At 73.8% G+C, this 26857-nt stretch carries 14 protein-coding genes; 5 read left to right on the forward strand and 9 right to left on the reverse strand.

What is annotated here, in order from left to right; genetic code table 11:
• Positions 1-110: 110 nt before the first annotated feature.
• The 9 genes from WME97_RS39615 to WME97_RS39655 form a co-directional block, all read right to left on the reverse strand.
• Positions 111-698: a Uma2 family endonuclease gene (locus WME97_RS39615; protein ID WP_437545439.1), complete on the reverse strand. Its 588-nt coding sequence runs from the start codon at positions 696-698 to the stop codon at positions 111-113.
• Between the two features lie 121 nt (positions 699-819).
• On the reverse strand, positions 820-5445 hold the full coding sequence (locus WME97_RS39620) for a capsule biosynthesis protein CapB (protein WP_437545441.1): 4626 nt from the start codon (positions 5443-5445) through the stop codon (positions 820-822).
• A 207-nt stretch (positions 5446-5652) separates the two neighbouring features.
• Positions 5653-6486 (reverse strand): KPN_02809 family neutral zinc metallopeptidase, encoded by an 834-nt coding sequence (gene ypfJ, locus WME97_RS39625; RefSeq protein WP_437545444.1) that lies wholly within the window; start codon positions 6484-6486, stop codon positions 5653-5655.
• A gap of 352 nt (positions 6487-6838) precedes the next feature.
• Positions 6839-8029, reverse strand: coding sequence for a ferritin-like domain-containing protein (locus tag WME97_RS39630; protein WP_437545447.1), 1191 nt, complete (start codon positions 8027-8029; stop codon positions 6839-6841).
• A gap of 243 nt (positions 8030-8272) precedes the next feature.
• Positions 8273-9271, reverse strand: coding sequence for an ADYC domain-containing protein (locus WME97_RS39635; protein ID WP_437545449.1), 999 nt, complete (start codon positions 9269-9271; stop codon positions 8273-8275).
• A 130-nt stretch (positions 9272-9401) separates the two neighbouring features.
• Positions 9402-13472, reverse strand: coding sequence for an nSTAND1 domain-containing NTPase (locus tag WME97_RS39640; RefSeq protein ID WP_437545451.1), 4071 nt, complete (start codon positions 13470-13472; stop codon positions 9402-9404).
• Positions 13473-13566: 94 nt separating this feature from the next.
• Positions 13567-13956 (reverse strand): nuclear transport factor 2 family protein, encoded by a 390-nt coding sequence (locus WME97_RS39645; RefSeq protein ID WP_437545454.1) that lies wholly within the window; start codon positions 13954-13956, stop codon positions 13567-13569.
• A 477-nt stretch (positions 13957-14433) separates the two neighbouring features.
• Positions 14434-15345: a WD40/YVTN/BNR-like repeat-containing protein gene (locus WME97_RS39650; RefSeq protein ID WP_437545456.1), complete on the reverse strand. Its 912-nt coding sequence runs from the start codon at positions 15343-15345 to the stop codon at positions 14434-14436.
• A 317-nt stretch (positions 15346-15662) separates the two neighbouring features.
• A complete protein-coding gene (locus WME97_RS39655) occupies positions 15663-16556 on the reverse strand; it encodes a hypothetical protein (RefSeq protein WP_437545459.1) in 894 nt (297 codons plus the stop codon).
• A 409-nt stretch (positions 16557-16965) separates the two neighbouring features.
• Here WME97_RS39655 and WME97_RS39660 point away from each other — a divergent pair, with 409 nt between their 5' ends.
• The 5 genes from WME97_RS39660 to WME97_RS39680 are packed head-to-tail and all read left to right on the forward strand — an operon-like array spanning position 16966 to position 26824.
• Positions 16966-19170 (forward strand): type VI secretion system Vgr family protein, encoded by a 2205-nt coding sequence (locus WME97_RS39660; RefSeq protein WP_437545460.1) that lies wholly within the window; start codon positions 16966-16968, stop codon positions 19168-19170.
• The gene (locus WME97_RS39665) at positions 19167-21323 is read left to right on the forward strand and encodes a type VI secretion system Vgr family protein (RefSeq protein ID WP_437545462.1); all 2157 of its coding nucleotides are present in this window, start codon (positions 19167-19169) and stop codon (positions 21321-21323) included. Before WME97_RS39660 ends, WME97_RS39665 begins: the two co-directional genes overlap by 4 nt.
• Complete coding sequence (locus WME97_RS39670) at positions 21316-21816, forward strand: hypothetical protein (protein WP_437545464.1); 501 nt, start codon at positions 21316-21318, stop codon at positions 21814-21816. Before WME97_RS39665 ends, WME97_RS39670 begins: the two co-directional genes overlap by 8 nt.
• Entirely contained in the window at positions 21813-24353 is a 2541-nt protein-coding gene (locus WME97_RS39675; RefSeq protein ID WP_437545466.1) for a type VI secretion system Vgr family protein, read from the forward strand. The genes WME97_RS39670 and WME97_RS39675 overlap by 4 nt, the downstream gene beginning before the upstream one ends.
• Positions 24350-26824: a hypothetical protein gene (locus tag WME97_RS39680; protein ID WP_437545468.1), complete on the forward strand. Its 2475-nt coding sequence runs from the start codon at positions 24350-24352 to the stop codon at positions 26822-26824. The genes WME97_RS39675 and WME97_RS39680 overlap by 4 nt, the downstream gene beginning before the upstream one ends.
• Positions 26825-26857 lie beyond the last annotated feature (33 nt).

Genomic DNA, 26857 nt, shown 5'->3' on the forward strand with positions numbered 1-26857 from the left:
GGATAGCACGCTTCCACCCCACGGCGCCGCCCTGCTCCCTGGCCGCGCGCACCGCGGCGAGCGCCTCGCGGAGATCGAGAATGCGCTCGGCGCCTCTCGAGGCGCACAGCTCAATCGCTCGCGGAGGGAGCGAGCGGCACCTTGAGGTAGACGCGATCGACGTCGATGACGACGCCGACCGACTCGAGCTCGAGCTGCGTGCCGGGACCCAGGATGGACAGCAGCCACCGGCCGTCCGGCTGCCGCTGGAAGTGCTCGATGCGCACCTCCTTCTGGGAGACGAGCACATACTCCGCGATCGAGGGGACGCTCCGGTACTGCGCGAACTTGTCGCCGCGATCGTAGGCCTCCGACGAATCGGAGAGCACCTCGACGATGACGTTCGGGTTGAGGAGCGTGTCGACCTCCGCGTCCTCGAACACGGGATCGCCACAGACGACGGACGCATCCGGATACACGTAGCGCCCCGTGGGCGTGATCTTGACGCGCATGTCGGAGGTGTGGACCTCGCAGGCGCGCTCGAGCAGCGCATTGCCAAGCTCGCGCTGGAGGTTCCCGGCCAGCAGGCTGTGCGCCCGGGTGCAGCCCGACATCGCGAAGATCTCGCCGTTCGCGTACTCGTGCTTCTGCTCGGAAGCCCGCTCGAACGCGAGGTACTCCGCGGGCGAGAGGCCGGTGCGCCTGGCAGGATGTCCCATCTGATCTGACGGACAGCTTAGGGTATCCGCGCCCCGGGGGCGAGGCGCCCCGCCTGCCGCCCGCCCTGCGCCCCCGGCGCGCCCTCCCCTACCCCCCTACCCCCCTACTCCCCCTACGCCCCTATCCTGATTCCGCCGCCGCCCCCGCCGGCGCGGCTGGCTCGGCCTTCTTCGGCTGCTTCTTCCGGCGGCTCTCCAGCCACGCCCTGCGCTTCTCCACCCACTTGGCGAGATCCTTCGCCAGCCAGCCGCCCTTCTGACGGCCCACGATCTCCCGCAGCAGCAGCGCGGCCTGGCCGTGGCCGATGCGCATCGCGAACAGGTCGTCCATCACGATCTTCGCCCACCGCGTCCGGCGCACCGAGTCCATGTGATCGACGAACTGCTCTACCCGGAGCAGCACCTTCGTCCCGACCCCCGTCTTGCCCGTCACCACGAGCGCCGCCGTCTTCTCCTTGTCGAGCGCCTCGAGCCTGCGGATCGCACCGTCGATCAGGTTCGCGTGCTCCGCCCACCCGGCGCCGCCCTGCTCCTTCGCCGCGCGCGTCGCGGCGAGCGCCTCGCGCAGATCGATCAGGCCGAAATCCGAGTACGACAGGAAGAACGTCAGCACCTCGCGCCGCGCCGACGCGTTGCTCTGCATCCGCTCGATCGCGGTCCTCACGCGATCCATCGAGAGCCACCGGTAGACGAAGTCGAGCCCGGTCCCCTTGATGTTCTGCGACCCCATCAGCCGCGCGTCGAACCCCGGCGGGATCTCGCGCGTGATGAAGTCGATGACCTTGTCGCCCTTCGCGTCGGCGTTCCACAGCACCGCGATGCGATCGAGGCACAGCTCGCGGAACGCCGCGCGGAACGCCTGGTTGGCCTCGGCGTCCGCGCCCCGCGACAGCGCCGCCTCCACCTCGGCGCGCGCCTTGTCGCGGCGGGCGAGGCGGCGCGACAGCCGCGCCGCGTGGTGGACGATGTCCGGGCGGATGTCGTCCTCGCCCGCCGGCGGCGCGTGCGCCTCCAGGGCCTGCTTCACCGCCGCCTCGATCGCCTCGGGCTCCCCCTTCTTCCCCGCGACCCCGGGGCCGCCCACGATCGCCGCCGCCGCGGCCTCGTCGATCGCGGGCAGCGCGCGCAGCATCCGGGTGAGATCCTCCTCGAAGGCGCCCGCCCGCGCCGGGACGCCCAGCTTCTTCATCTGCTCGTCGAAGCGCTCGAGCGCGCGCTCCTTGCCCCCGTCGCCCGTGATCACCATGTCCCGGAGCCGCGCGTCGAGCCCCTCGGTGATGAACTGCATCATCCCGCCGAGGTTCGAGTTGATCAGCACCACGTGATCGACCCCGATGTCCTCCACGATGATCTGCGCGAACACGCGCGACCGCGCGACCCGGTCCGCGCGGTTGTTCACAACCATCACCGTCGCCTTGCCGGGCGTCGCGTCCATGTCGTGCTTGTCGAACGCGAGCCGCGTCCAGTTCGACATGAACCCGGCGCGCTCGTTCGCGCTCATCCCGTTCGAGAACGTGAGCTTCCGCCCCCGGTACTGCACCGTCGGGTACGTCTTCAAGACGCCGAGATCGAGGATCACGTGATCTGCGATCTCGACAAGCGCGAACTCGCGATCGACGCCGAAATGGTCTGCGAGCGCCAGCACCAGCGCCACGTTGCGCGGGTGCTCCTGGTACGGGAGCCGATCGAGGAGATCGACCGGCAGGAGGTCCGCGTCGATCGGCGGGATCGCGACGAGGTTCGTCCCCTTCCGCTGCGCCTGGTCCTTGAGCAGCGGGAGCATCTGCTCCTCCGTCGTGAACGACAGCCCGTCCGTGGGCATGAAGCGCGCGATCACCCGGGCGACGTCCTCGCCCCCCGGGCCCTGGATGTCCTCGTGATCCGGGTAGGCGTTCGTCAGCGTCGTGATCTCGTCGCGCATCCACTCGGAGCAGAGCGTGTCCACGAAGAGCGGCTGGAGCGCCATGCACTCCCACAGGAACACCTGGGCGCGGAGGTTCCGCCCGGCCGTGAGGATGTTCCGCTGCTCCCAGATCGTGGCCTTGTCGTACGGGCGGTAGATGAAGATCTCCTGCGCCGGCAGGTCGCGCATGGCGTGAATGAACATCGCCTCGCAGCCGGTCGTCTTCACGACGACGTCGTAGCGGAGCGCGTGGAACAGCGCGGCCTTGAGCCGCTCCGAGCCGCTCTTGCCGCGCGTGCCCCAGCCGCCGATCGTGAGCGGGATGCCCCGGCGGGCGCGCTCGATCTGCGCCGCGATCCACGCGGCCCGCAGCACCATGTACGCGAGGACGAGGAACACGATCCACGCGAGCTGCGTCGGGACGTTGCCCGCCGGCGAGACGAGGTACGAGAAGAAGCCGTCGATCCAGACGGGCACCGACGGGCCGGCGAGCCAGTCGCGGCCGCTCTGGAGCAGAGGCGGCAGCGCGACCGCGAGGTACTTGCCCGGCAGGTGCGGCTCGATCGCGTACGGGCGGCCCTCGACCTCGCCCCCGGTGTCGCCGAGCGCGACCGTGAAGCCGAGCTCGCCCGTCATCAGCGTGAACTTCTTCTGCTCGGCCGGCTCCTGCGCCACGAGCGCGCGCATGCGGGCCTGGGCGTAGCGGTCGTAGCGCAGCGTGAGCAGGGCGCGGGCGCGCAGCCGGTGCGCGAGCTTGGCCGGGCCGCGCACCGTGACCGTGCCGCGCGCCGTGATGAGGCGGATCTCGCGCTGGGTCAGGCTGGCGGCGGCGAGCAGGTCGTCGATGCGCGGGACGAACTGCCCCCAGCCGCCGACGGGCGGGTAGACGTGGCGCTCGCCCGGCACGCGCGTCGGCGTGACCTCCGCCATGCCGACCGGCGGCGCGACGAGCTCGCCCGCGAACAGGCGGCCGCTCGTGTGGATCCACCCCTTGCGCTTGTCCGGCATCGGCGTGCGCATCTCGTGGATGAGCCGCCAGAGGCGGAAGCCGCGCGGCTCGCCGCGCGTGAGCAGGTACCGTCCCCGGCCGCGGCGCCGCAGCGTGTACGTCATGTCGCCGCGCGACGCGACGACGAGCGCGCGCTCGACGTCCCTGGGCTCGGCGTCGGCCGGGAGCTCGACCGGCGCGCTCTCGCCCTCCAGGAGCTCCGACGCCGCGGCGAGGAGCGTCTGGCGGATGTGCTCGGCGACCGGGCGGCTCTCGACCTCGAGCAGCCGCAGCGCGGCGGCGGCCTCGTCCGACAGGTCCGGCGAGATCGCCGGGCGGCTCGCGAACTCGGCGAGCAGCTCGACGAAGGTCCCCGGCGGCAGCGGGGCGTAGGGCCCGGCGCAGAGCGTGCGCACCGCCTCGAGGGCCGCGCGGGACGCGAGCGGCGGGCCTGGCTTCGCCAGGGCGAACCGGACGGCGCGCTCGGCGAACGGGGCGGCGTCCGCGTGGTCGGCCGCGTGCCGCGAGAGCTCCCGCAGCGCGTACCCGCGGACGCGAGGCGACCCGTCGCCCTCGGCGAGCTCGACGAGCGCCGTGAGGGCCTCCGCGCCGCCGAGCTCGACGAGCTGGCGCACGAGCTCCTGGCGGACGTGCTCGCTCGGGTCGTCGCGGGCGAGCAGCGCGATGGCGAGCGGGTCCGCGCTCGCGGGCGCCACGCGGGCGGGCGGCGCGCCGGCGGCGGGATCGGCGCTGAGCCGGGGCGCCGAGTCGGGCGCGGGCGTGTCGGGCGGCCCTTCGCCCTCGCGGGCGCCTCCGGAGGCGGCGGCCTCCGGCGCGATGCTCGACCGGCTGGCGCGGCTGGCCTGCGCGCCGTTCCAGCGGCGCGGGTCCCGCGGGGCGCCGGCGAGGCGCGCCGCGCGGTCGAGCGGGATCACCGGGGCGGACGGGCGCGCCGCCGCGCCGAGGAGGCGCAGGGCGTTGCGGCGGAAAATGGGGCCGTCCTTGTCGGCGGCGTCGCGCGCGCGGAGGCGCTCGGCCAGCAGGGAGAACGCCTCGTCGGGGAACAGGAGGACGCCGATCTCGAGGGCGGCGATCTGCACCCAGCGGGACGCGTTGACCCCGCGCGACCACGCCAGCACGGAGCGGGCCGCGTCGAGCCCGAGGTGGCCGAGCCGCTCGCGCGCCGGGAGGCGGTGCAGGAGGGCGACGGCGGCGAGCAGCGCGGCCCGGCGGACGGGCGCGGGGCGGCTCGGCTCGGCGTGCGCCATGGCGAGCCGGAGGACGCCGCCGTCGCGGGCGACGTGCACCGCGTCGGACGGGTCGTCGAGGTGCTGCGCGAGGTGGGTGAGGGCGTGGTAGGCGACCTCGATCTCGTCGAGGCGGTCGGCGATGGCGGTGGCGAAGCGCTCCTGGGCCGCCTCGAGGTCGAGGCTGCGGCCGAGCGCCGAGAGGTCGCCGGCCCGCTCGAGGCGCGCGGCGACCCAGCCGAGCAGGGAGGCGGCGCCGCTGCTCTCGCGCTGCTCGCGCTCTCGCGCCCAGACGCGGAGCTGCCGGGCGAGGAGCTCGCGCCGCTCGGCGGGGGTGGCGGCCGACTGGTAGGCGAGCACGAGCGCGGACTCGGCGCTGCGCAGCCGGTCGACCTCGGCGGCCGCGCCGTCGGCGCACCGGGCGAGCGCGGCGAGCAGCGCGGGCCTCGGGTGCTCCTCGTCGCCCAGGTCGGCCGTGACGCGCGCGACGACGGCGGCGATGGCGCGCGGGCGCAGGCGCACCTCGATCTGGGGGAGGCTGTCCTCGATGACCTCCAGGATCGACCGCGGCGCGGCGGTCCAGGAGTCAGGCGACTCGCGCGAGCTCACGGCGCCTCCGCGAGCGCGCGAAGGCGAACGGGACGCGCACGAGGGCGGAGGCGGCCTTGCGTCGGGGAGCGAGGGGCACCGTGCGGCGAGACCATCGGCGGGCGAGCAGCGTACACCGTCGCGCGGAGCTGTCGCGAGCCGCCGCTCGTGCGATCTGCGCGACCCTTCGCCTTCCCGCGCGCGGACGGCTCGGGCTGCGCCGCCTGTTCAGGGCGAGGCGTCCGCGAACGTGTCGCAGTCCTCGACGCGGCCGCCCTGCATGCCGCGCTTGAACCAGGCGACCCGCTGCGCCGACGAGCCGTGCGTCCACGTCTCCGGGTTGACCCTGCCGGTCGCGGCCTTCTGCAGCCGGTCGTCGCCGATCGCGGACGCGGCCCGGAGGGCCTCCTCGACGTCGCCCGCCTCGAGCAGGTCGCGCTTCTGCGTGGAGTGGGCCCACACGCCGGCGAAGCAGTCCGCCTGGAGCTCCATCTTCACGGAGAGCGCGTTCTTCTCGCCCGGACGCGCGGCCTGCAGCTGGCGCAGGCGGCGCTCGGTCCCGAGCACGTTCTGCACGTGGTGGCCGATCTCGTGGGCGAGCACGTACGCCTGGGCGAAGTCGCCCGGCGCGCCGAACCGCGCCTTGAGCTCACGATAGAAGCCGAGGTCGATGTACGCCGTCTGATCCGCCGGGCAGTAGAACGGGCCCATCGCCGCCTCGCCGATGCCACAGCCCGACCTCACGGAGTCGGTGAACACCGTCAGCGTGGGGGCCGGATAGCGCTGCCCCGTCCGGCTGAACACCTGCGTCCACACGGCCTCGGTGTCATCGAGGACGAAGGAGACGAAATCGACGAGCCGCTCCTCCTCGGGCGAGCTCGCACGCCCGCTCTGCGCGCCGGGGACCGCGGAGCCCTGACCGAGCCCCGACAGGAGATCCTTCCCGAAGACCAGCGAGAGCACGAGCAGGATCACCGTCCCGCCCACACCGAGCTTCGCTCCGCCGGATGCGCCGCGGAGGTCTCGGAGGTTTTCACTGCGTTTCCCAGGTGTCCAGCGCATGGCCAGCGCATGTATAGCGTGGACTGCGCATCGGGTGGTACCTTAGCTTTCGGTCGGGACGTGCGGGTATTGCCCGCCTGGTGATGGCGCCGGCCTGATCGCACGGCGCGCGAGCGAGCGAATCGCCGCCTGGGCCTTGCCGCGAAGAACACGAGGTCTCTCTCGGCGTCTCCCGAGAAGACACCTCTCTGCGCCTTCAGGCGTCCTGGCGGTGCCTCTCCCCGACTCGCCCCGTGCTCTGGCCAGCACTCCCAGGACGGCAGGATCAAGCAGGTCTGGCTCCAGGTGGAGCCAAAGGAGCACGCCTCGGCCATCCTCGCCGCCGCGAAGAGCTGAGCGCCCCCGGCGATCGCTACGCGCTCGCCGCAGGCCGAGCCGCCCCCGCGGCGGCCGCGGGTCTCCAGAGCCCCAGCGCGCGCGCGCACGGCAGCACCACCTGGGCGAGCGCCGCGCCCTGCAGCGCCCGCGCCTCGGCCACCGTGAGGTGGCCGTGCGCCGCGAGCGCCGCGGCGCGGCCGCCGCCCGGCTCGGCCCCCGGCGGGGGCGGGCGCCCGAGCGACGCCGCGGCGGCCTCGAACACCTCGGCCACGGCGCGGCGCACCGGCTCGCCGCCGGCCCCGATCGCCCACGCCACCGTCAGCCAGGCGAGCTCGGCGTGCCGCGCCTCGTCCTCCGCGATCACCCCGAGCGCCGCCCGCACCGCGGGATCGTCGGCTCGGGCGCGCTGCTCCGCCGCGATCACCGCGGCCACGGTCTCTCCGACGCAGCCCTCCTCCGCGGCGGCGCGCGCCAGCGCCGCGAGATCCGCGGCGATCGGCACCGCCGGCGGCATGGGGAAGGCGGCCGGGCCGACAGGGCCGCCCCGGTAGGCGGCCGCGAGCGAGAACCCGAGGCGGGCGTGACCGACCTCGTCGAGCGCGGCGATGTGGGCCGCCTCGACGAGCGACGACGGCGCGCCGTGCGCCATGAGATCCAGCGCGAAGCGCGCGAACGACGCCACCGACGCGTGCTCCTCCAGCGCGCTCCGCAGCCAGCCGCCGGCGAGCGTCTCCCGCTCCTCGTCCGTCAGATCCGCCAGCGAAGGCTGCTGCCCGCCGGCGCCGCTCGCCGTCGCGCGCGCGAGCCACCCCGCCTCGGCCAGCCGCGGAGCTGCCGTGAGGTGGTGCCCCTCCAGGGAAAAGGGCCGTCCCACCGCGGCGCAGTCGAGGGTGTTCTCCTCGACGATCACCTCGTAACAGCACGCGCCGTCACGGCGGGTCGCGTCGCTCTCCACCGACACGATCGTGTCTTTCTCCAGCTCCACGTCCTTGCCGTCGCAGGGCTGGTGGATGGTGGTGAACTCCTCCAGCGCTGCGTCGCGGTCCAGGCAAGCCCCGAGCTCGTCGAACCAATCGAAGCAACGGAGCTGCTGGGCGCTCTCGGCCTCGGCCGCGGCCTCCCCGCAGCCCGGCGCTGCGACGAGGAGCGCCGCGGCCGCCGAGGGGCCAGCGCTCTGCAGGAGACGGGCGATGAGCGTTCGTCGAAAGGATCGGTCGAGCAGCATGACGTGCACCTCCAGCCCATGCCTGCTGCCTCGTGCGCGCGGCGAGGAGCTCGAAACAGGGCGGCTTGTGACCTGCTCTATCGCAAGACATGGTCCACCGCCGGCCGGGGCTCGATCGCGTCGAGACCCGCGGTTCTTGCCGAGAGCGCGGTCCCCCCCTCGATCGTCGCGCCGCAGCGCTGACACACTCCGGCACTCCCCGGCGCGGGCGTGACCGCGCCCGGACCTGCGCGACGGCGCCGCCTACAGGGGGCTCACGTTGGTCGTGAACGACGCGTTCCGCAGGATGCGCCGCTGGCCGAGCGGCGTCGTGAAGCCGTTTTCCTTGTGGAAGGTCGAGGTGCTCCCGCCGCAGCTCGGATCGTCCCCGGCCCACCGCTCCGGGCAATGCGCCATGACGTAGTCGCGATCCAAGTTGCTGCCGCCGAGGCCGTTCCACCGGGTGTGCTTGATGCAGGCGGCGCCGTCCACCGTCCACTCGGCCTCGAGGCTCATGCCAGAGCCCACCGTTTCGGTCTGGATGCCGAGCGCATCCCAGACGTCGATCGCCGTCCCGGTCTGGGTGTGCGGCACGCCGTCGCCGCAGTAGTCCGCGCGCACCATGCGGATGCACGCTTGATGGAAGTACGAGAGATCCCTGTCCTCGCAGCCGCTCGCATTGCACTCCGCCTCGGCCATCCATTCCCTGTAGCCCCACTCGGCGCACTTCCCGATCGCCGCGCCCTGACAGGCGAACGTGAACATGCCCCCGTCGTCCGAGTGGGCCCCCGTCACCGCGTTCCACGTCCCCTTCACCGGGATCGCGTCGAGGCCCTCGCCGCAGATGTTCACCCAGACCCCGGGGCCGGCGTTGTACTTGACCGTGTAGTACTGGATCCCGTCGCGCTCGACGACGTTCGTGACGCGGACGACCACCGACGACCCATCGTCCAGGACCGCCTCGACGTCCGCGCCGATGAAGTCGGCCCCGGCGACCGGCGCGCCGTCGCCCTCGCGCGTGCCGACCAGCGTCGTCGCGTCCAGCGAGACGCCGTTGAAGCGGACCCCGTTGAAGCGGACCCCGTTGAAGCGAACCCCGTTGAAGCGGACCCCGTTGAGGCTCATGCCGTTGAGCCTGCTCATCGCGAACGAGCTCTCCGCCACCGCTTCCTCGTCCTCGCCGCCGTCGATCTCCGCGGCGCAACCGGCGCCGAGGGATATGAGCCCGACCATCGACCCTGCCAGGAACCCTCGCTTCAACATGATCTCCTCCGAACGCTGCCGCTAAAGCCGTGACGCCTTGCGCATCGACGGTCTTCCCTCGGGCGGTCGGGCCCCGATCACGCGAGCGAGGAAGCCCGCGTCGGCGCGAGCGCCGCAGGCCTCGTCGCCTTCACGGTGGTGGAGGGAACGAGGCGCAGATGCGGAGCCCGATCACCGGGTCGAGGAAGGTGCCATCAACGACGGTCCGGTTGTCACTTCGGACCGAGGTTTGATCATAGATATAAGCACCACCTCGCAACAGCACTTTGTCGGTCTCGATCGAAGAAATGGCCCACTCCAGCACGTTCCCCGCCATGTCATCGACCCCGAACGGACTACGTGAGGCGGGGTGCGAGCCCACCTCATCCGGCCCCATCGTGGAGCTCTCCTTGCCGTAGGTCTCATCGAAGTTGGCGTCGCCGGGAGACAGCCTGTCCCCGTGCGGGAAGATGCGGCTGTCGGCGCCCCGCGCCGCGCGCTCCCACTCGTAGTCGGTGCAGAGGCGGGCTCCGCGCACGCGGCCTGTCCTGTGGAGCCACGCTGCATACTCGGTGGCCTGAGCGAAGGAGATGCCCGTGACAGGGAAACGAAGCCAGTCCTGCTGCGCGCGGACCGCCCGCGATGGGTACACGAGCGGCTCTCCCGCCCGCGCGGTATACGCCTGGATCGTGGGCTGGATCGTGAGCTGCCACACACCGTTTGGCAGGCGGCGCAGCCCCAGGGCGCCTGTCATGGCGCCGTTGCCCGCCTGGATGGACGAGCTGCCGCGGGACTCCTTGGGGAGCTCCTGGATGTAGTCGAGCCACTCCTGGAACGTCGTCTCATGCCGCGCAATCAGGTACGCGCCTGTGCGGATCTCGTGGAGAGGAACGGTGGAGAGGAACGCCCACCGGTACATGTCGTCGAGGGCGGCGCCGAAGAGGAACCGGCCCGGCGGGATGTAGATGTACCCGGGAGGAACGTCCCCGGCGTGCGGCAGCGGGATGGAGAGCTTCAATGACTCTCCGCGTTGGACCAGGAACGGATAACGCACGATGGTGCGATTCCGCGCCTCGCAGGTGAGCAGGTAGGAGCCCTGCGCGAGCGCGATGCTCGCGAAGGGCGTCGTCCCGAGGAGGCGCTGGCCGGTCAGCTGCCGGCGCCCCTCCGCGTCGCTCTCGTACCGCTCCAGCGTGATGTCCGCGCCGGGGGGATCGGTCTCGATGGCGACCTCCGCGGGCGCGTTCCATCGCTGCCGGCGCGCGCCGTCGGGATCGTACGTGGTCATGCGCTGGAGCAGCTCGTCGCGCAGCGAGGCGTGGCCGCGCGCGTCCGCGGCGAGCGCGCGCTCGTAGAGCACGTCGCCGAGCCGCGCGCGCGCGTCGTTGCGGGCGCCGTCGAGCGTGAGCGCCGCCTCCAGCTTCTGGCTCACCTGCAGCTGCAGCCGCTCGGCCTCGGCGGCGCGACCCTGCGCGCGCTCCCAGAGCGCCTCCCCCTCGTCGCGGCGCCGGCGATCGAACGCCGAGAGCGCCTCCGCGCGGATCGCCTCGGCCTCCGCGCCCTCGAGCGCCGCGGCGGACGAGGTGAGCGCGGCCTCGTGGATCTTCCTGTCCGCCCGCGCGGCGAGCTGGCGCGCCGCCCTGAGCTCCAGCGCGCCGTAGAGCAGCGCGGCGACGAGCGGGACGCCCACGACGAGGGCCCACCGGACCGCGCGCTGCGTCAGGACGGCGCGCCGCGACGCCCTCAGGAACGCCGCCTCGCGCGGCGGCAGGTCGGCCGGGTCGAGGCCCTTCGCCTCCTTGAGCTGGCGCGCGCTGAAGAGCGCGTCGCGGCGCCGGCCGAGCCGCTCCCACTCGGCGGCCGAGGCGTCGAGGCGCTGGCGCGTCGCGCGCTGCTCGCGCTGCTCCTCGAGCCAGTGGCGCAGCGTCCCCCAGCCGTGGATCAGGGCCTCGTGGGCGATCTCGTAGACCGTCCCCTGCTCGCCTTCGCGGGCGAACAGGAGGCGGCCCTGCACGAGCGCGTCGAGCGCCGCGCGCGCCGCCCCGTCGCCGCCCTTCTCCGCGAGCTCGCCCTCGGCGCGCCGCGCCCGCGTGCCCTGCGGGGTGATGAGCGCGCCGAGCAGCCGCCGCGCGGCCGCGTGGACGTCGGGCGGCATGCGGCCGAGCACGCGATCGGCGTGGCGGGCGAGCGCGCCCTCGACCCCGCCGATCTGCGCGAGATCGGCGCTGCTGAGCGGCGCGTCGGGCGCGGCGCGGGCGTCCCAGAGCTCGGCGAGCGCGAACTGGAGGAGCGGCAGCCCGCCCTCGGCGCGCGCGGTGGACTCGACGAGCGCGTCGACGACCGCGTCGGACTCGAACGCGACGCCCTTGGCCAGCGCCGGCCCTGTGATGGCCTCGCGGAGCTTGTCCGCCGACATCGGGCGGAGCAGGTAGAGCGCGCGCTCGATGTCGTCGCCCAGGCCGGAGATGCCGGCGACGCGCGCGAGGAAGTCGCCGCGCACCGTGGCGAGCAGGCGCAGGGAGGGCGAGCGCGCCGCGAAGGCGCTGAGCACCTCGCCGACGAGCGCCGCCTCGCCCGGGCTGCTCAGCGTCGCGAGCTCCTCCATCTGGTCGATGAACAGCACGAGCCCGCCGCGCTCGCCGAGCCGCGCGCGGAGGTCGCGGGCGAGGGAGCCCGGCGCGGCGCGCACGGCCTCGGCGATGCGCTCGGCGGGCGCGCCGAGGACCGGCTCGAGCGCGGCGGCCAGCGCGGCGAGCGGGTGCCTGCCGGGCACCATCATGGCCGCCTGGAACGCGCGCCCGCCGCCGAGGGCGCCCTCGAGCACGAGCGAGAGCACGCCGGCGCGGCAGAGCGAGGACTTGCCCGAGCCCGAGTCGCCGGCCACGACGATCATGGGCTCGGAGCGGAGCCGGTCGAGGATCGTCCCCGTCTCGGAGCTGCGCCCGTAGAACACCGCGCGGTGCTCGAGATCGAAGACGAGGAGCCCGCGGTAGGGGTTGCCCTCCGGGGCGACGGAGGCGTGGCGGTTCCTGGCGAGCAGCTGTTCGAGCGCGTCGCGCAGCTCGTCGCCCGAGGCGAAGCGGTCGGCCGGGTCGATCTCGAGGCAGCGCTCGATGACGGCCGCGAGCCGCGGATCGACGCCCGGCGCGAGGGCGGCGAGGGGCCGGGGCGCCTCGGTCTGGACGACGAGCGGCAGCTCGGTCATCGGCACGTCGTCGTGCGGCGGGACGCCGGCGCAGAGCTCGAAGAGCAGCGCGCCGAGCGAGTACACGTCGGAGCGGCGCGTCGCGAGCTCGTCGCGCCACAGCTCGGGCGGCAGGTAGTGGGGCGTGCCGCCGCCGACGCTCGTCGTCACGTCGAGCAGGCGCGCCGCCATCTCGGCCGCCTCGCGGAACTCGCCCTCTAGCGGCTCATCGCCGGGCGCGATCGCCGCGTCGGCGTCGCCCTGCGCTCCTCGCAGCGCCTCGCCGCCAGAGAGCGCGTCCGCGCCGAGCGCGTCGGATCGCCCTCCGGGCATGTCCGATCGCCCTCCAGGGACGTCGGATCGCCCTCCGTGGATGTCGGATCGCGCCCCGCGCGCGTCGGGCCGCGCGGCCGGCTCGAGGAGCTTTGCGAGGCCGAAGTCGAGGAGCTTCGCCTCGCCCTCCGCGGTGAGCACCGCGTTGGCCGGCTTGATGTCGAGGTGCAGCACCCCCCGGCGGTGGGCGGCCGCGAGGCCCCGCGCAAGGCCCGCCCCGAGCTCGAGCACGCGGCGCGAGGGCATCGGGATGTCGACGCGGTCGAGGCTCTGGCCGCGGACGAACTCCGAGACGACGAACAGCCGCCCCCGGAGCTCGCCCACGCGGAAGATGGCGACGACGTTCGGGTGCTGGATGCGGGCGGCCGCGCGCGCCTCGGCGAGCAGCCGCGCGCGCACCTCGGCGTCCGCGGTCGCCGCGCGGATGAACTTCATCGCGACCATGCGGTCGAGCAGCGTGTCGTGCGCGAGGTAGACGTCGCCCATGCCGCCGCTGCCGAGCTTCTGGAGGAGCCGGTACTCCTCGAACCGTCTCGGCGGGTGGAAGCTCGACGGGCCGGGGCTGTCCGGGCCGAAGCTCGACGGGGCGAGGCTCTCCGGGCCTACGCTCGACGGCGGCGGGGCGTCGCCCGCCCGCGGCTGCGTCTCCGCGCCGCCGGGGCGCAGGATCGCCTGCGAGAGGGTTGGAGCAATCTTCTCTTTCACGAGGGCCCGCCTCGCGCCAAGCGCCCGGGGACTATACCCGAGCCGAGCGTTCCCTGTGGGGTCCGCCGCCCGACGCCGCGCAGTCCACCCGCGCTCAACCCTGGCCCAGGCCCGTCGACTGGCCCGCTATGTAGCGCCACACGCCCTCGCGGCGCGCATAGATCTGCGTGGAGCGGAACCGCGCGCTGAACGGCTCGCCACGCCAGGTCCCTTCGTCGCGCACCACGCAGGTCACAACGGCGAGCTCGCCGTAGCTGCGCACGCTGACCTCCTCCGCGGTCTGCGCGCTCCAGCGCAGCGCGCCCCCCTCGACCGCCTCCAGGTACTCGGCCTTCCCCCAGAGGGCCCCCTGGGAATTGACGTACGAGAAGTCGTCTGCGAGGAGAAGCGCGAGCTCGGCGAGGTCGCGCGTCACCAGGGCGCGGGCGCGGCGTTCCATGACGTCACGGATGGCTTGCCCGAAGGCGGGGTGTTCGTCGGTCATGGAAGTCCGCGGCTCCACGCAGTGTTACCCGTGCGCCCCGACGCCGTCGACGGCGAAGTCAGGCCGCGACGAGGTGTGGCGTGGCGGACGGCGCCGGCAGGATCGCGGGCATCGGACGGCGGCGGCCTGGGGGGTCCGAAGGCCCTGGGGCGCATCGCGGAGCGCGCGAACAGGCGCATCGTTCAATTCGGTCCATGAGGCCGCGTCAACCGCGTGGCCATCGACCCGATCATGAATCAACGATTTTGTTCCGTAAGGCCCGTATACCGCGGAGAACCCTGTTGCGGTTCCTGGCAAGGCACATCCACCGGGGTAGCGTGGCCAGGTAGTCACGGTCGGCCCAATGCATCCGCAGGCGCTCGCGCAGGGGACATGCGATGTAGATCTCCAGGAGCGCGAGGTGGTGGCCGTTGATCGCTCTGCTCACCGAGCTATCAATCGATTGGTCAACCGAAGCGGACCCCGCTCATCCCGGGTCTACCTGCCGTCTTGAGTCACTACCCCCGCGAGAACATAGCTCTTGTCAGCCGCGAGCGCGACCACCGCCGCACCCGGCGGGAGCCCGGCGGCGCTCGGTTTCCAGCTCGCGCCTGCGTCGTGGCTGATCGAGACACCTTCCGGTGACGTCCCCACGAGGACGTTCGGGCCCGCGTCGCCGAGAACCCAGGTCGGTGAGCGATCCGTCAGACCGTCAGCGAGATGCCACGTCAGTCCCTCGTCGATGGACCGGTACACCCCTCCCGGGTTGTGCCCGGCGAGGAGGGACTCGCCATGCACGTGAAATCGGAGCGGCTCCACGTCTCCCACTCTCCGCCAGCTCCCGCCACCGGCGGCAAGCCGATAAAGACCCCTGCTGTACAGAGCGGCGTAGATCCACGTGTTCTTGACCGCCAGGTCAAACACCTGCGATCCGTCGGGCAACTCGCGGCCGAACGGGATCCACGCCTCGGCGCCGTCGGGGAGGACGAAGACGCCCTCGGAATCGGTCCCGGCGTACACCACGGCCCCCTGGACCGCAAGGGATCGTACATTCGTGTCGATGAGGCCCTTGGAAATTGGACGCCAGGAATGGCCCGCGTCTTCCGTGACGAAGACTCCCGCTCCCTTCGTCCCGGCGAAGAGACGGCGTCCCGCGGGGGCGAAGCACTGCACCGCGGAATCCGGGGGCATGTCGCGTCCCGCCCAGCTGTACCCGCCGTCCGCGGAGACAAAAAGTCCGTCATCGGAGCCGGCGAATGCGGTCGTCTCCTGGACCGCGAGGGCGTGGATTCGTCCTCTGGTGGGAAGCCCTCTCCCGGCCAGGCTCCAGGACAGCCCATGATCGTCAGACCTGTAGACGTGAAAGGAAGAGGTACCTTGTGGCCGGTTCGGGTCGGTTCCGAGCGGCATGGCGTCCCTTCGTTCCGTTGGTTCCGCCGTGCGACCAGCCCGCTGCTCCTCCGGCTGCGGCCGGTCGTGAACCCCACCCATCCACAGGCCACAGGCGACGGCGCCGATGACCACTGTGGTGAAGACGAACCAGCCGAGCCTCCGGTTCACAGACTTTGAAGGGGGAATACTCATCTGCGATCCCAGCGAGCAAGACGTGTTGCCGATCTCGCAAGTGCCCCATGGTCTGGCGTGCGAACGTCGGCACGGGCCTCGGGCCATGCATCCCACGCTGCGGGGGTGACGACAGGCTGGCGGCTGCTAGGACGCGTCGCGATCTACGTCAGCGCTTCCTCTGCGCCGGCCGCGGTCACGGCCTGCTCAAGCCATCGGTGCAACGTGGCCACGTCGACGCAGCCGTCGATCTGCGCCTCCAGCGCGGGACTGAGCGCGAGCCCACGCCGCCCCAGCACCGTGCGCAGCGCGGCGCGCGCCTCGGTCAGCTGGCCCTCCTCGATGAGCTCCTCCTTCACCTCCGGGCTGTCCGCGAGCAAGGTGCGCAGGATCCCCTGCCGGCGCGCCTCGATCTCCGGATCATCGGAGCGAGCGAACCGCCGCTTCAATTCTTCCTGGGTCCACGGTGACATCGGCATGTACTGTAGCATGGAGAGCACCCATTCCACTTCCCGCCGCGGTGCGACCCACCGGGCGAAATCGTCCAGGGCCCGTCCCGAGCGCGCCACCAGGAACGGCACCAGCTCGTCCCGCAACGGCAGCTCGTTGGCCGCGATCCAGAGAAACTGAAACGGCGAGGGGCCGATGCGGTAACAGCCTGGCGCAAACCGCTCCAGCGCCCGCACGCCGTGCAGCCACGACGGTACGTGGGGAGCGATGAGCCACAGCGGCTCCTCCCCCATCCACGGCGGGACGCGCTCCTCGACGCGCTCGACCTCCCGCGCCTGCCGGCGCAGCAGCGCCCGCTTGAACTCCACCACGTCCACGTGATCGCCGGGCATCTTCAGCTCGACAAGCGTTTCCTCATGTCCCCGAGCCTCCGGCCATGGCGCAGCCAGGGGAGCCAGGCCGGCGGGCCGCAGCACCCGGAGGTAGCCGTCGGCCTGCACCCGATCGAGGCGAACCTCTGGCGCCTCCTGCCACGCGGCGGCGCCGCCCGTGACCCGCGCCGCTTCCTCCGCGAACGTCTGCTTCGCGAACCGGTCCAGCTTTCCCACACGGCTCTGATATCGATGCTCGGGCACAAGCGCACTTGAAATAACCACTCTGATCAGCAGAAATAGGGAGATCATTCCGGCAGAACACGCGTAATTGCGTGAGCCTGGGTGCGCCGGGGACCCGGAGACTCACCACGGCCGGCGGGCATGGTCGTGCCGACCTCCGAGGACGAGCCCCGCGTGCATCCTCGAACCGATCCGAGCTTTCCCCGGGCGGTCCGCCGCCCGACGCCGCGCGACGGGCTGGCCAACGGGCGTGCAGATCTGCTCTGTTACGGTGTTGCGGCTCTTGTCTACACCGGCCACGGCGACCTCGCGTGGCCAGGAGCGATCTCGGGGTGGCAGCGAACATGCACAGATCTCCGCGGAACGACGCCGGGCTCCGCCGCGGCTCACGGACCTGGGAGCCATGAGCGACGTCGACGTCCGGCTCGCCTGCGAGCCGCTCGGTGAGTGCGTCGTGCTGGAGCTCGCGGGGCGCGAGGCCATGGATGCCCTCTCGTCCTGGGAGGTGCGCGTCGCCGTCCCCGACGAGGTGGATCTCGCGGCGCTCCTCCGCGCCCCGGCGACGCTCGCGCTCGTCGATCCCGCCGAGGGCTCCGAGCGGCTCGTCCGCCTCCTCGTCGTCGAGGCGAGCTGCGATCTCCGCCGCGGCCGGGAGCGGATCTACGCGCTCCGCCTCTCGGATCCGCCATGGCTCCTCACGCTGCGCGGCGGCTACCGGGTCTTCGTGGAGAAGACCACCGAGCAGGTCGTGACCGAGGTGATGGCGGGCGCAGGCATCCCCGCGGCGGCGATCGAGCCGCGGCTCGCGGGCGCGTACCCGGTGCGGCCCCAGTGCGTCCAGTACGCCGAGGCGGAGTGGGCGTTCATCGAGCGCCTGCTGGCCGACGAGGGGATCTCGTACTGGTTCGACACGACGGCCGAGGGCGAGCACCGCATCGTCCTCGGCGACGGCAACGGCTCCCACGACGGGATCGAGGGCGGCGCGACGCTCCCCTACGCCGGGGCCCGCGGGGCGAAGCTCGGCGCGCGCGCCCTCTCGTCGCTCGAGTGGGAGGAGCAGGCCGTGGTCGATCGGGTCACCGTGCGTGACTTCGACGTGCGGCACCCGGACGTCTACGTCGACGGCCACGCCGGCGAGGGTGAGCTCGCGTGGCTCGAGGTCCCGGCCGGCGTCCCCACGGCCGAGGCCGCGAAGGCGCGGGCCAGGCGGCGGCTGGAGCAGCTGCAGCGCGACAAGGTCACCGTCACGGGGGAGAGCGACTGCATCCGCCTCGGGCCAGGGCGCCTCGTGGAGATCACGGGCGCGGGGGCGGACCTCTTCGAGCAGAGGATGCTCGTCGCCGAGCTCTCCCACCGCTACGCGAGGCCGAGCCGCGACGGCGGCGCGGCCACGCCCTACGGAAACCGGATCGCGCTCAGGCCCACGAAGGCCGCGGACGGCGGAGATCACCCGCCCTTCCGGCCCGCGATCCGCCCGGCGCCCGCGGTGGAGCACATCGACGGCGCGGTGATCACGGGGCCGCCCGGCGAGGAGATCCACGTCGACGATCTCGGCCGGATCAAGCTGCGCTTCCTCTGGGATCGCTCCGGGATCGCGGACGACCGCGCCTCGCACTGGATCCGCTGCCTCCAGCACCCGCTCGGCGCCTCGATGTTCCTGCCCCGCGTGGGCTGGGAGGTCCACGTCGGCTACCTCGACGGCTCGCCGGATCGCCCCTTCGTCCTCGGGCGCGCCTACAACGCGACCGCCGTCGCGCCGTTCCCGCTCCCCGCGGCGTCGGCGACGACCGCGCTCCAGTCGTGGACCACGCCGAAGAGCGGCGAGACCCAGGGGATCACGATGGTCGACGACGCGGGCGCGGAGGCGCTCTCGGTCCACGCCTCGCGGGATCTCTCGGTCAAGGTCGGCGGCCCGGAGACGACGCGGATCGACGGCGACGACGCGCAGGTCGTCGGCCTGTCGCTCACCAGCAACGTGCTCGGGAGCCACGCCGCGCGCGTCGGGGCGACCCAGCGCGTCGACGTGGGGCAGGAGATGCTCCTCTCGGTCGAGGGGGCGAGCTCCGAGCTCGTCGGCGGGGCGGAGCTCGTCGACGTCACCGGCAACCGCGCCGTGCTGGCCAGCGGGTCGTGCGTCGAGGTCGTGGGCGCCGGCTACGCGCTGCTCTGCAACCAGTCGAACGTCAACGTGAGCGGCGGCTGCGCCCGGGTGGTGCTCGGGACGACGTCGATCGCGAGCGGCCTCGGCGTCACGGAGTCGGTCGCGGGGGCGCGCACCTACGCCTGCCGCGGCTCCCGGACGATCCGCTGCAGCAGCTACGCCGAGTCGATCAACGGCGGCAAGCGGAGCCAGGCGGGCGCGGTGCACGAGCGGGCCGCCGGGAACGTCGGCGTCAAGGCGTCGATCGGGACGATCACGGCCGGGAAGGTGTCGATCGGCGCGGGCGGGAAGGTGTCGATCAGCGCGCCGGTGGTGACGATCCAGGCCAGCGGCAGCATCGCGGCGGGCACGATGAGCCTGGGCGGCGGCAAGCTGAAGACGACCGGCGGCGTCACCCACGTGGACGGCGGCACGACCCGGCGCGCCAGCGGAAAGGCGGGCAAGTGAGCGAGCGACCGATCCTGCTCGAGATCCCCGGCGTGGACGCCGAGCTCCGCGTCCACGCGTGCCAGGTCGAGGAGCGCGCCTGCGCCCCGACGGTGGCCCACGCGCGCTGCGCCGCCTTCGTGGGCGGCGAGCCCGCCGAGCTCGCGGCGCTCGATCTGATCGGGCGCGCCGCGACGCTCACGCTGCGCTTCCACGGCGTCGAGCGGCGCTTCGCGCTCGCGGTGGAGGCCGTCGAGGAGCGCGACGCCCACGCGCGCGTGACCCTCGCCTCGCCGGTCGCCCGGCTCGACGAGACGCGCGACTACCGGGTCTTCGTCGACGAGAGCGCAACCGAGATCGCGGCGCGCGTCCTCGGCGATCACGGCGTCCGCCTCGACCTCCGCGCCCGCCGCGCGGCGGCGAAGCGGCCCCACTGCGCGCAGGTCTTCGAGAGCGACCTCGGCTTCTGCGCTCGCCTCCTCGCCGAGGAGGGCATGAGCTGGTTCCCGGACGACGGCGATCCCGCGCTCCTCCACGTCGCCGACGCGCCCGAGACGTTCATCGACGCGGGCGCGGCGATCCCGTGGCGCGACGAGGCGGGGCTCATCCCCGGGCGAGCCCTCACCGCGGCGCGGATCCGCAGGCGGGTGGCGGTCGAGAAGGTCGCGCTCAAGGCGTACGATTTCACGCGGCCGATGCTCGATCTGAGCGGCGCCTCGGGCGAGGGCGCGCTCGAGTGGTACGAGGTCCCGGGCGGCCTCGACGATCCGGACGCGGGCCGCGAGCTCGCGGCGATCCGCCTCGCCGAGCGCCGGGCCGGGGCGACCTCGCTCGAGGGCGAGGCCACAGCGCCGGAGCTCCGCGCCGGCGAGATCGTCGAGGTGACCGACCCGCCCGAGGAGCTCGGCGACGCGCGCTGGCTCGTGCTCGCCGTCGCGCACGAGGCGAGGGCCGAGCCGGGTCCGGAGGAGCTCGCTTACCGCGCTCGCTTCGAGGCGGTCCCGGCGCGCGACGGCTTCCGCCCGGCGCGCCGGGCCCCCGAGCCTCGCGGCGGCGCCGGGACCGCGGTGGTCACCGGGCCGCCGGGCAAGGAGATCGCCCTCGACGAGCACGGCCGCAGCCGCCTCCAGCTCCGCTGGGATCGCCGCGACGCGTCAGACAACCGGAGCTCCGGCTTCGCCCGCGTGACCCAGCCGCAGCTCTCGGGCGCGATGCTGAACCCGCGGGTCGGCTGGGAGGAGCTCGTCGGCTTCAGCGACCGGGGCGGGGAGATCCCCGTGATCCTCGGCCGGTTGTACAACGCCGTCCAGGCGCCGCCTGCCGCGCTGCCCGCGAAGAAGGTCGAGACCCGCCTCGGCACGCGGGCGACCCCCGGCGGCTCGGGCGGCAGCGGCGTCGGGATCAGCGACGAGGCCGGGAACGAGCGCCTCGGGCTCGACACGTCGGGCGACTACCGGGAGCGGACCGAGAACGACAAGCGGACCGAGATCGCCGGGCGATCCGAGCGCGTGGTCGGCGGCGCCCGGACGGTCGAGGTCAAGGAGCGGCGGGTCGAGAAGGTGGCGGGCGCGCTGTCTATCGAGGTGGGCGGCGAGCGCAAGGTGGCGGTCGACTCGAACTACGGGCTGAAGGCGGCCTCCGAGGCGATCACCGTGGGGGGCGCCCGCGTGATCCGCGCCGGCGGCGACTACCTCACCGTGACGCCGAGCTTCGTCCGGATGGTGGGCGGCGCGAAGCAGGAGGTCGGCGTCGAGCACCAGAGCGTGTTCGTCAAGGGCGCCTCGACGCTGCTCGTCGGCGGCTCGGTGAGCACCACCGCCGGCCCGTCGGAGTCGGTGGGCGTGGCCGGCGCGGCGATCGTGAAGGTCTCGGGCGCGCAGACCATCGACGCCGGCTCCTACGGCCTCACCGTGCGGGGGCTCTACGCCGAGAGCTTCGGCTCGCGCAGCGTCGCCGCGGGAGGCGACGTCGCGGAGAGCTTCGGCAAGGTCACGACCACCTCGCGGGGCGCCGCCGACATCACCGGCGCCGAGATCGCCGTCGAGGCGGCCGCGAAGCTGACGATCAAGGCGCAGGGGGTGACGATCACCATGACCCCCGGCTCCATCACCATCTCGGGCAAGCTCGAGGGCCCGACCTCGAGCGTGGAGGAAGGGGTTCATCGCTATGGCTAGGTCGCGCACGGTCCAGCAATCGACCGCCCGCCCCCCGCGGGGCGAGGCGAAGCCCCTCGGCCCCGGGCTCCACCCGGGGGTCGTGGAGATGATCGCCGCGCGCGGCCAGGAGAGCGACGCGCGCCCCGCGTTCCAGGTGCGCTCGAGCGACGGGCGCCGGCTCCTCGCGACGCTCGCCGCCGGCGTCTCGCCCGCGTTCATCGAGGAGTGCATGCGCGAGGGCCGCACCGTCGTGCTCGCGGACGCGCCCGGGGGCGTCGCCATCCTGGGCGCGCTCCAGACGGCCTCGGCGCCCGCGCCGGACGCGCACGGCACGCTGGCGCTCGACGCCCGCCACCTCCGGCTCCGCGCCAGGGAGACGCTGGAGCTCGAGGTGCCGGGATCGAGCCTCCGGATCGAGCCCGGCGGCGCGGTGCGGATCGAGGGCGACCGGCTGGTGATCGACATGGCGGCGCTCGTGCGGATCTTCTCGGCGCGGGTGGAGCTGCCGTGAGCGGCGTCGCGCTGACGATCGAGGGCGATCCGGATCTCTCGCCGTCGCGCGTCCGCGGCGTGGAGCGGCTCGGGGAGGCCTCGGCGTTCGAGATCGATCTCCATGGCCCGAGGGACGCGCTCGTCGCGCCCGGGAGCGTGCTCCGCAAGGCGGGGCGGCTCGCCATCGACGCGCCCACGGGGAGCCGGACGTTCCTCGGCGTCGTCACCCGGTTCGCCGTGATCGCGAGCGATCACGAGCACCTGCGAGCTTACCGGCTCACGCTCGCGTCGCGCTTCGCGCTGCTCGCGCTCACCCGGAGGGCGCGCACGTTCCAGGAGATGACGGCGCCGGAGATCGTCGAGCAGGTGGTGCGAGGGGGCGGCTACAGGACCGTGCGCAAGCGGCTCGCGGCGTCCTACCCGAAGCGCCGCTACGTCGTGCAGTACCAGGAGAGCGACGCGGCGTTCGTCCGGCGGATCTGCGAGGAGCACGGGCTGTATTTCCGGTTCGAGGACGACGGCGAGGGCGAGGTGTTCATCCTCGAGGACGACTCCGCCTCCGCCGAGGACGCCTACCCGGGCGGCGTCGCGCTGGTCACGCGCAGCACGCTGGACGAGCCGGGGCCCGTCGCGGTGGACGCGGCGCGGCGGCTGCGGCGCGCGGCCGGCAAGGTCGTCCTCCGCGATCACAGCCCCGATCAGCCCCGGCTCTCGCTCGAGGCCGAGGCCTCGGGGGGCGTCGAGGCGGAGCGGGAGGTGGAGGTCTACGAGGCGCCCGGCGGCTTCGCCTCGCCGGCGGAGGGCGCGACGCGCGCGCGGATCCGGCTCGAGTCGCTGCGCGCCGAGGCCGCGCGCCTGTCGTTCGACAGCAACGCGCTGGCGCTCTCGCCCGGCGCGCGCTGCCGCCTCGTGGAGGCGCCGGACCACCACGGCGTCGTCCAGGCGGCGGGCGACTGCGTGGTGACCGACGTCGCGCTGCGCTGGGACGCGGGCGACGGGGTCCTCCGCGCCAGCGTCGGGGCGATCCCGGCCAGCGTGCCGTTCCGCCTGCCGAAGGTCACGCCGAGGCCGCGCATCGCTGGCGTGCAGTCGGCCTGGGTCACGGGGGAGCGCGGGCAGGAGATCCACCCCGACCCGCTCGGCCGCGTCCACCTCCGCTTCCACTGGGATCTGCACGGCGAGGGCGACCAGCGGAGCAGCCTGCCCGTGCGGGTGGCGCAGCCGCAGCTGCCGGATCCGATGCTCCTGCCGCGCGTGGGCTGGGAGGTCTTCGTGATGTTCGAGGACGGCGATCCGGATCGCCCCGTGGTGCTCGGGCGCTCGTACAACGAGAAGCAGCGGCCGCCCCTCGCGCTGCCGGCGAACAAGACGGTGACCTCGATCGCGACCGACAGCTCGCCCGGCGGGGGGGCGCGGACGGTGATCCAGATGGACGACGCGGCCGGCCGCGAGCACGTCCTCGTGCACGCGCCCTTCGCCAAGGAGACGACGGTCGGGGGCGATCACGAGGCGCAGACGCTGAAGAATGAAGATCTCCAGGTCGGCGCTGCCCTGCAGGCCGAGGTCGGGGGCGACGAGTCGACCTCGGTGCACCTCGGGTACATCGGCGGCTACGGCTCCCGCAGCGTGACGGTGGGCGCCGCGCAGCGCCAGAGCGCGGGGGGCAACTTCGTGAGCGAGGTCGGCGCCGAGACGGCCGTGGTGGGGGGGATGCTCGTGGAGCAGGCCGGCAATCCCGTGAAGGGCGCGGCCAACCTCGCCGCGTCCGCGCTGCTGTCGAAGGTGGGCGCGCGGGGCGCCGCCGGGCAGATCGCGGCGTCCGCGATGGGCGCGTCGCGCGCGGCCTACGAGGGCTACCAGGCGAAGGGCGCGGAGGGCGCGCTCGCCGCGATCAAGGACAGCGCGGCGGGCAGCGCGATGTCGCTGCTGCCGGGGGGCGAGGCGATCCTGGCGGCGGTGAAGGGGTCGTCGAGCCCGATGCCGTGGGATCACGGCCGGCCCGCGCAGGGCGAGGCGGCGCCGGGCGGCGGGGCCGCGGGGGCCAGCGGCGCAGGCGGCGGCCCGGCGGGCCCCGGCCCGGGCCACCGCAGCGTCGTCGCGAGCGGCTCGTACACCGAGGCGGTGGGCGCCCTCTACGCGCTGACCACGCCGGGCCCCGTCTCGTGGGTGACCGCCGGCCCCGCGACGACCGTGATCAACGGGAGCCACACGAGCAGCGCGGCGAGCGCCGGCCTCCAGGTGGGCGGCGGCCTCGGCGAGTGGCTCGGCTCGCTGAACATCGGCAGCCGGGGGGCGATCACCCGGAGCGTCGCGGGGGCCATGACCTCGGACGTGAAGGGCGCGCTGAAGATCAGCGCGGGCGGCTCGTACACGCTCACCGCGAAGAGCGCGCTCACGCTCGAGGTGAGCGGGAACCTGAAGCTCGGCGGCAGCCCGATCACCTTCCGGTGCGGCGCGTCCGAGATCTCGGCGACGCCGGCGGGCGTCACGATCAAGTCCCCCTCGATCACCATCACCGGGAGCTCGAAGCAGTCGGGCTCGCTCACGCACCGATGAAGCTCACCGTGCTCGGCCTCGGCCTCGTCTCGCCCGCCGGCGCCTCGGCGCGCGATCACGTCTTCTTCCCGCGCGCCGGGGCGCCGCCGCCCCCGCCGTCGCCGTTCATCGGGCCCGACGGGCGCCGGATCGACGCGCGCTACTGCCCGTGGATCAGGCCCTCACAGGCCGACGCGGGCCGCCTCCTCGCGCTCGCCCGGGGCGCTGTCGGCGAGGCCCTCGCTGTGGTGCCCGGGAACGAGGCTGCGGGGATCCCGCGGTTCGTCGTGACGCCGGCGCCACGGCCGGGGTTGCCCGAGGGAGCGCTCTCGGAGCTGGCCCGCGCGCTCGGCCCCGCGGCGCAGCGCTTCACCGGGGCGGCGGGCGCGTTCGCGGCGCTGGCGCGGATCGCGGAGCTGCTCGCGGGCGGCGCGGGCGGCGCCGCGCTCCTCGTCGGCGTCGACTCGCACGCCGGGGTGGACGCGCTCGCCGAGCGGCGGCGGAGGCCGGAGAGCCCGTGGCTGCTCGCGCCGCCGCCGCCGTCCGAGGGCGCGGGGGCGCTGCTCGTGGCCTCCGCGGAGCAGGCGTCGCGGTGGGGGGTGGCGACCGTGGGAGAGATCGTCGCGAGCCGGCACGCGCCAGGGCGCGCGACCGACGAGGACGACGAGCCCGTCGACGCGGCGGCGATGACCGCGCTCCTGCGCGGCTTGCCCGCCGCCGCCGGGCCGATCCAGGCCGTCTTCGGGCAGGGGCGTGCTGGCGCGCTCCGGTGCCGCGAGTGGCAGTTCACGACGGCGCGGTGCGCGGAGCGGCTCTCGCCGAGCTATTTCGATCGCTGCCTCGAGGCGGAGATCGGCGAGCTCGGCGCCGCGGCGGGCGTGATGGGCCTCGCGTGTGCGTTCGCGACGCTCCGGCACGGCGCGGCGCCGGCCGAGGCCGGGAGGTCGTTCGTGGCCTGGGCGATCTCCCGCGACGGCACCCGCGGAATCGCGCTCGGGGCCGCGCCACGCACGGGAGCGGGCAAGGTCGCGGCGGGAGCGGAGGGAGCGCTTCCGGTGATGATGCCGCTGTCGGGGGCGGTGATCGCGCGGGGGGTGGAGCGCGAGGCGTTCGTCCCGCCGCCGGTCGAGGCGGAGGAGCCGGGAGACGAGGCGTGGCTCGAGGAGGGCGCCGGGGAGGCGGGCGCGGCGGCGGCGAGCATCGCGGCGGCGACCGTCGCGGCGGCGAACGACGTGGCGCCGGCGCTCCCGGAGCTGCCGCGCGAGAGCGCGCCCACGCCGCTGGTGCGGTTCGACGCGGGGCGCGTGATCGAGGTCACGCTGGCGGGGTTCTACGCGTCGGTCGTGGATCACTGCGCGGAGCTCGTGGCCGCGCTCGCTCGCGACCGCGTCGAGGGGCGGCGCTCGTGGCTGCCGGAGACGGAGGCGCGGATGCTCCGGCAGATCGACGCGATCGTGGCCGCGGGGCCGCGGGCGCTGATCGAGGTCGCCGCCTTCTGGGAGCGCTGGATGGACAACCCGTGGAAGTCGTTCGCGGGCGCGATCTCGCTCGCCGCCTTCGCGGGGGACGATGCGCTCGCCGCGATCCACCGGGCGGCGCACCTGCTCCCGCAGGACGCCGAGGACCATGCGATCGCCGTGGCCGAGGCGCTCGCGCTGGTCGAGCGGCCTGGGCTCGCGGGGCTGGCGCGGGCGCTCGCCGCGTCGGCGCACCCGATCGCGCGCGCCATCGGCGTGAGCCTTCGCTCGATACGCGGCGAGCTGCCGATCGAAGGGATCGGCGCCGCGCTCGCCGACGAGCACGACGCGGTGGTGCGCGCCGGGATCTGGGGCTGCGAGCGGCTACCTTCGGCGCAGCGTGCGCGCTTCGTCGAGCACTTGCGGGGGCTGTGTGGAGGGGCATCCCCCGACGTGGCCTGGTCGGCGGCGCGGGTGCTCGTGATCGGCGGCGAGGTGGAGCTGGTGCGCGACGAGGCGCTGAGCGCGCGGGTGGGCCTGCGCGCAGCGGAGCTGTTCACGCTGGCCGGGGAGCCGGGCGACTGGCCTCGGCTGGAGGCCCTGCTCGGCCGTCACCGGCCGACGCGCGCGGCGCTCTCCGCCGTGGCGCGCTTCGGCTGCCCGGCGAGCGCCGGGTGGATGATCCAGCAGCTCGACGACGAGGCGCTCGCGGACGATGCGGCGGAGGCGCTGCGCACGCTGTTCGGGCCGGTCGTCGAGGAGGCGCGGGAGCTGGAGGCCGGGGCGTGGCGGGAGGCGATCGGGGCGCTGCGGCTCGATCCGAGGGGGCGTTACCGCGGGGGGCGAGCGCTCTCGACCGCGGTGGCGGCGGAGGAATGCGCGTCGGGGAGGCTGTCGCGTCTCGCCGTGGAGGCGCGCGTTGATGAGCTGCGCGCACGGCTGCGGCTGCCCGATGCAGTCGACGTGAGCGGCTTCTGGGCGAGGGCGGAGGCGAACCTGGCGGCGTTCCTGAAGGTGGCGCGGAGCCGGGCCTGAGCGCTGGGGGCGAGCGGGAGAGGGAGAGAACGC

The sequence above is a fragment of the Sorangium sp. So ce367 genome, from assembly GCF_051520455.1.
In the GTDB taxonomy this organism is placed as follows: domain Bacteria; phylum Myxococcota_A; class Polyangia; order Polyangiales; family Polyangiaceae; genus Sorangium; species Sorangium cellulosum_B.

Excerpts from the sequence above, each read along its gene's own strand:
- WME97_RS39660 (WP_437545460.1), top strand. The coding sequence starts at position 16,966 with ATGAGCGACGTCGACGTCCGGCTCGCCTGCGAGCCGCTCGGTGAGTGC.
- WME97_RS39615 (WP_437545439.1), bottom strand. The coding sequence starts at position 698 with ATGGGACATCCTGCCAGGCGCACCGGCCTCTCGCCCGCGGAGTACCTC.
- WME97_RS39670 (WP_437545464.1), top strand. The coding sequence starts at position 21,316 with ATGGCTAGGTCGCGCACGGTCCAGCAATCGACCGCCCGCCCCCCGCGG.
- WME97_RS39650 (WP_437545456.1), bottom strand. The coding sequence starts at position 15,345 with ATGCCGCTCGGAACCGACCCGAACCGGCCACAAGGTACCTCTTCCTTT.
- WME97_RS39680 (WP_437545468.1), top strand. The coding sequence starts at position 24,350 with ATGAAGCTCACCGTGCTCGGCCTCGGCCTCGTCTCGCCCGCCGGCGCC.
- ypfJ (WP_437545444.1), bottom strand. The coding sequence starts at position 6,486 with ATGCGCTGGACACCTGGGAAACGCAGTGAAAACCTCCGAGACCTCCGC.
- WME97_RS39630 (WP_437545447.1), bottom strand. The coding sequence starts at position 8,029 with ATGCTGCTCGACCGATCCTTTCGACGAACGCTCATCGCCCGTCTCCTG.
- WME97_RS39635 (WP_437545449.1), bottom strand. The coding sequence starts at position 9,271 with ATGTTGAAGCGAGGGTTCCTGGCAGGGTCGATGGTCGGGCTCATATCC.
- WME97_RS39645 (WP_437545454.1), bottom strand. The coding sequence starts at position 13,956 with ATGACCGACGAACACCCCGCCTTCGGGCAAGCCATCCGTGACGTCATG.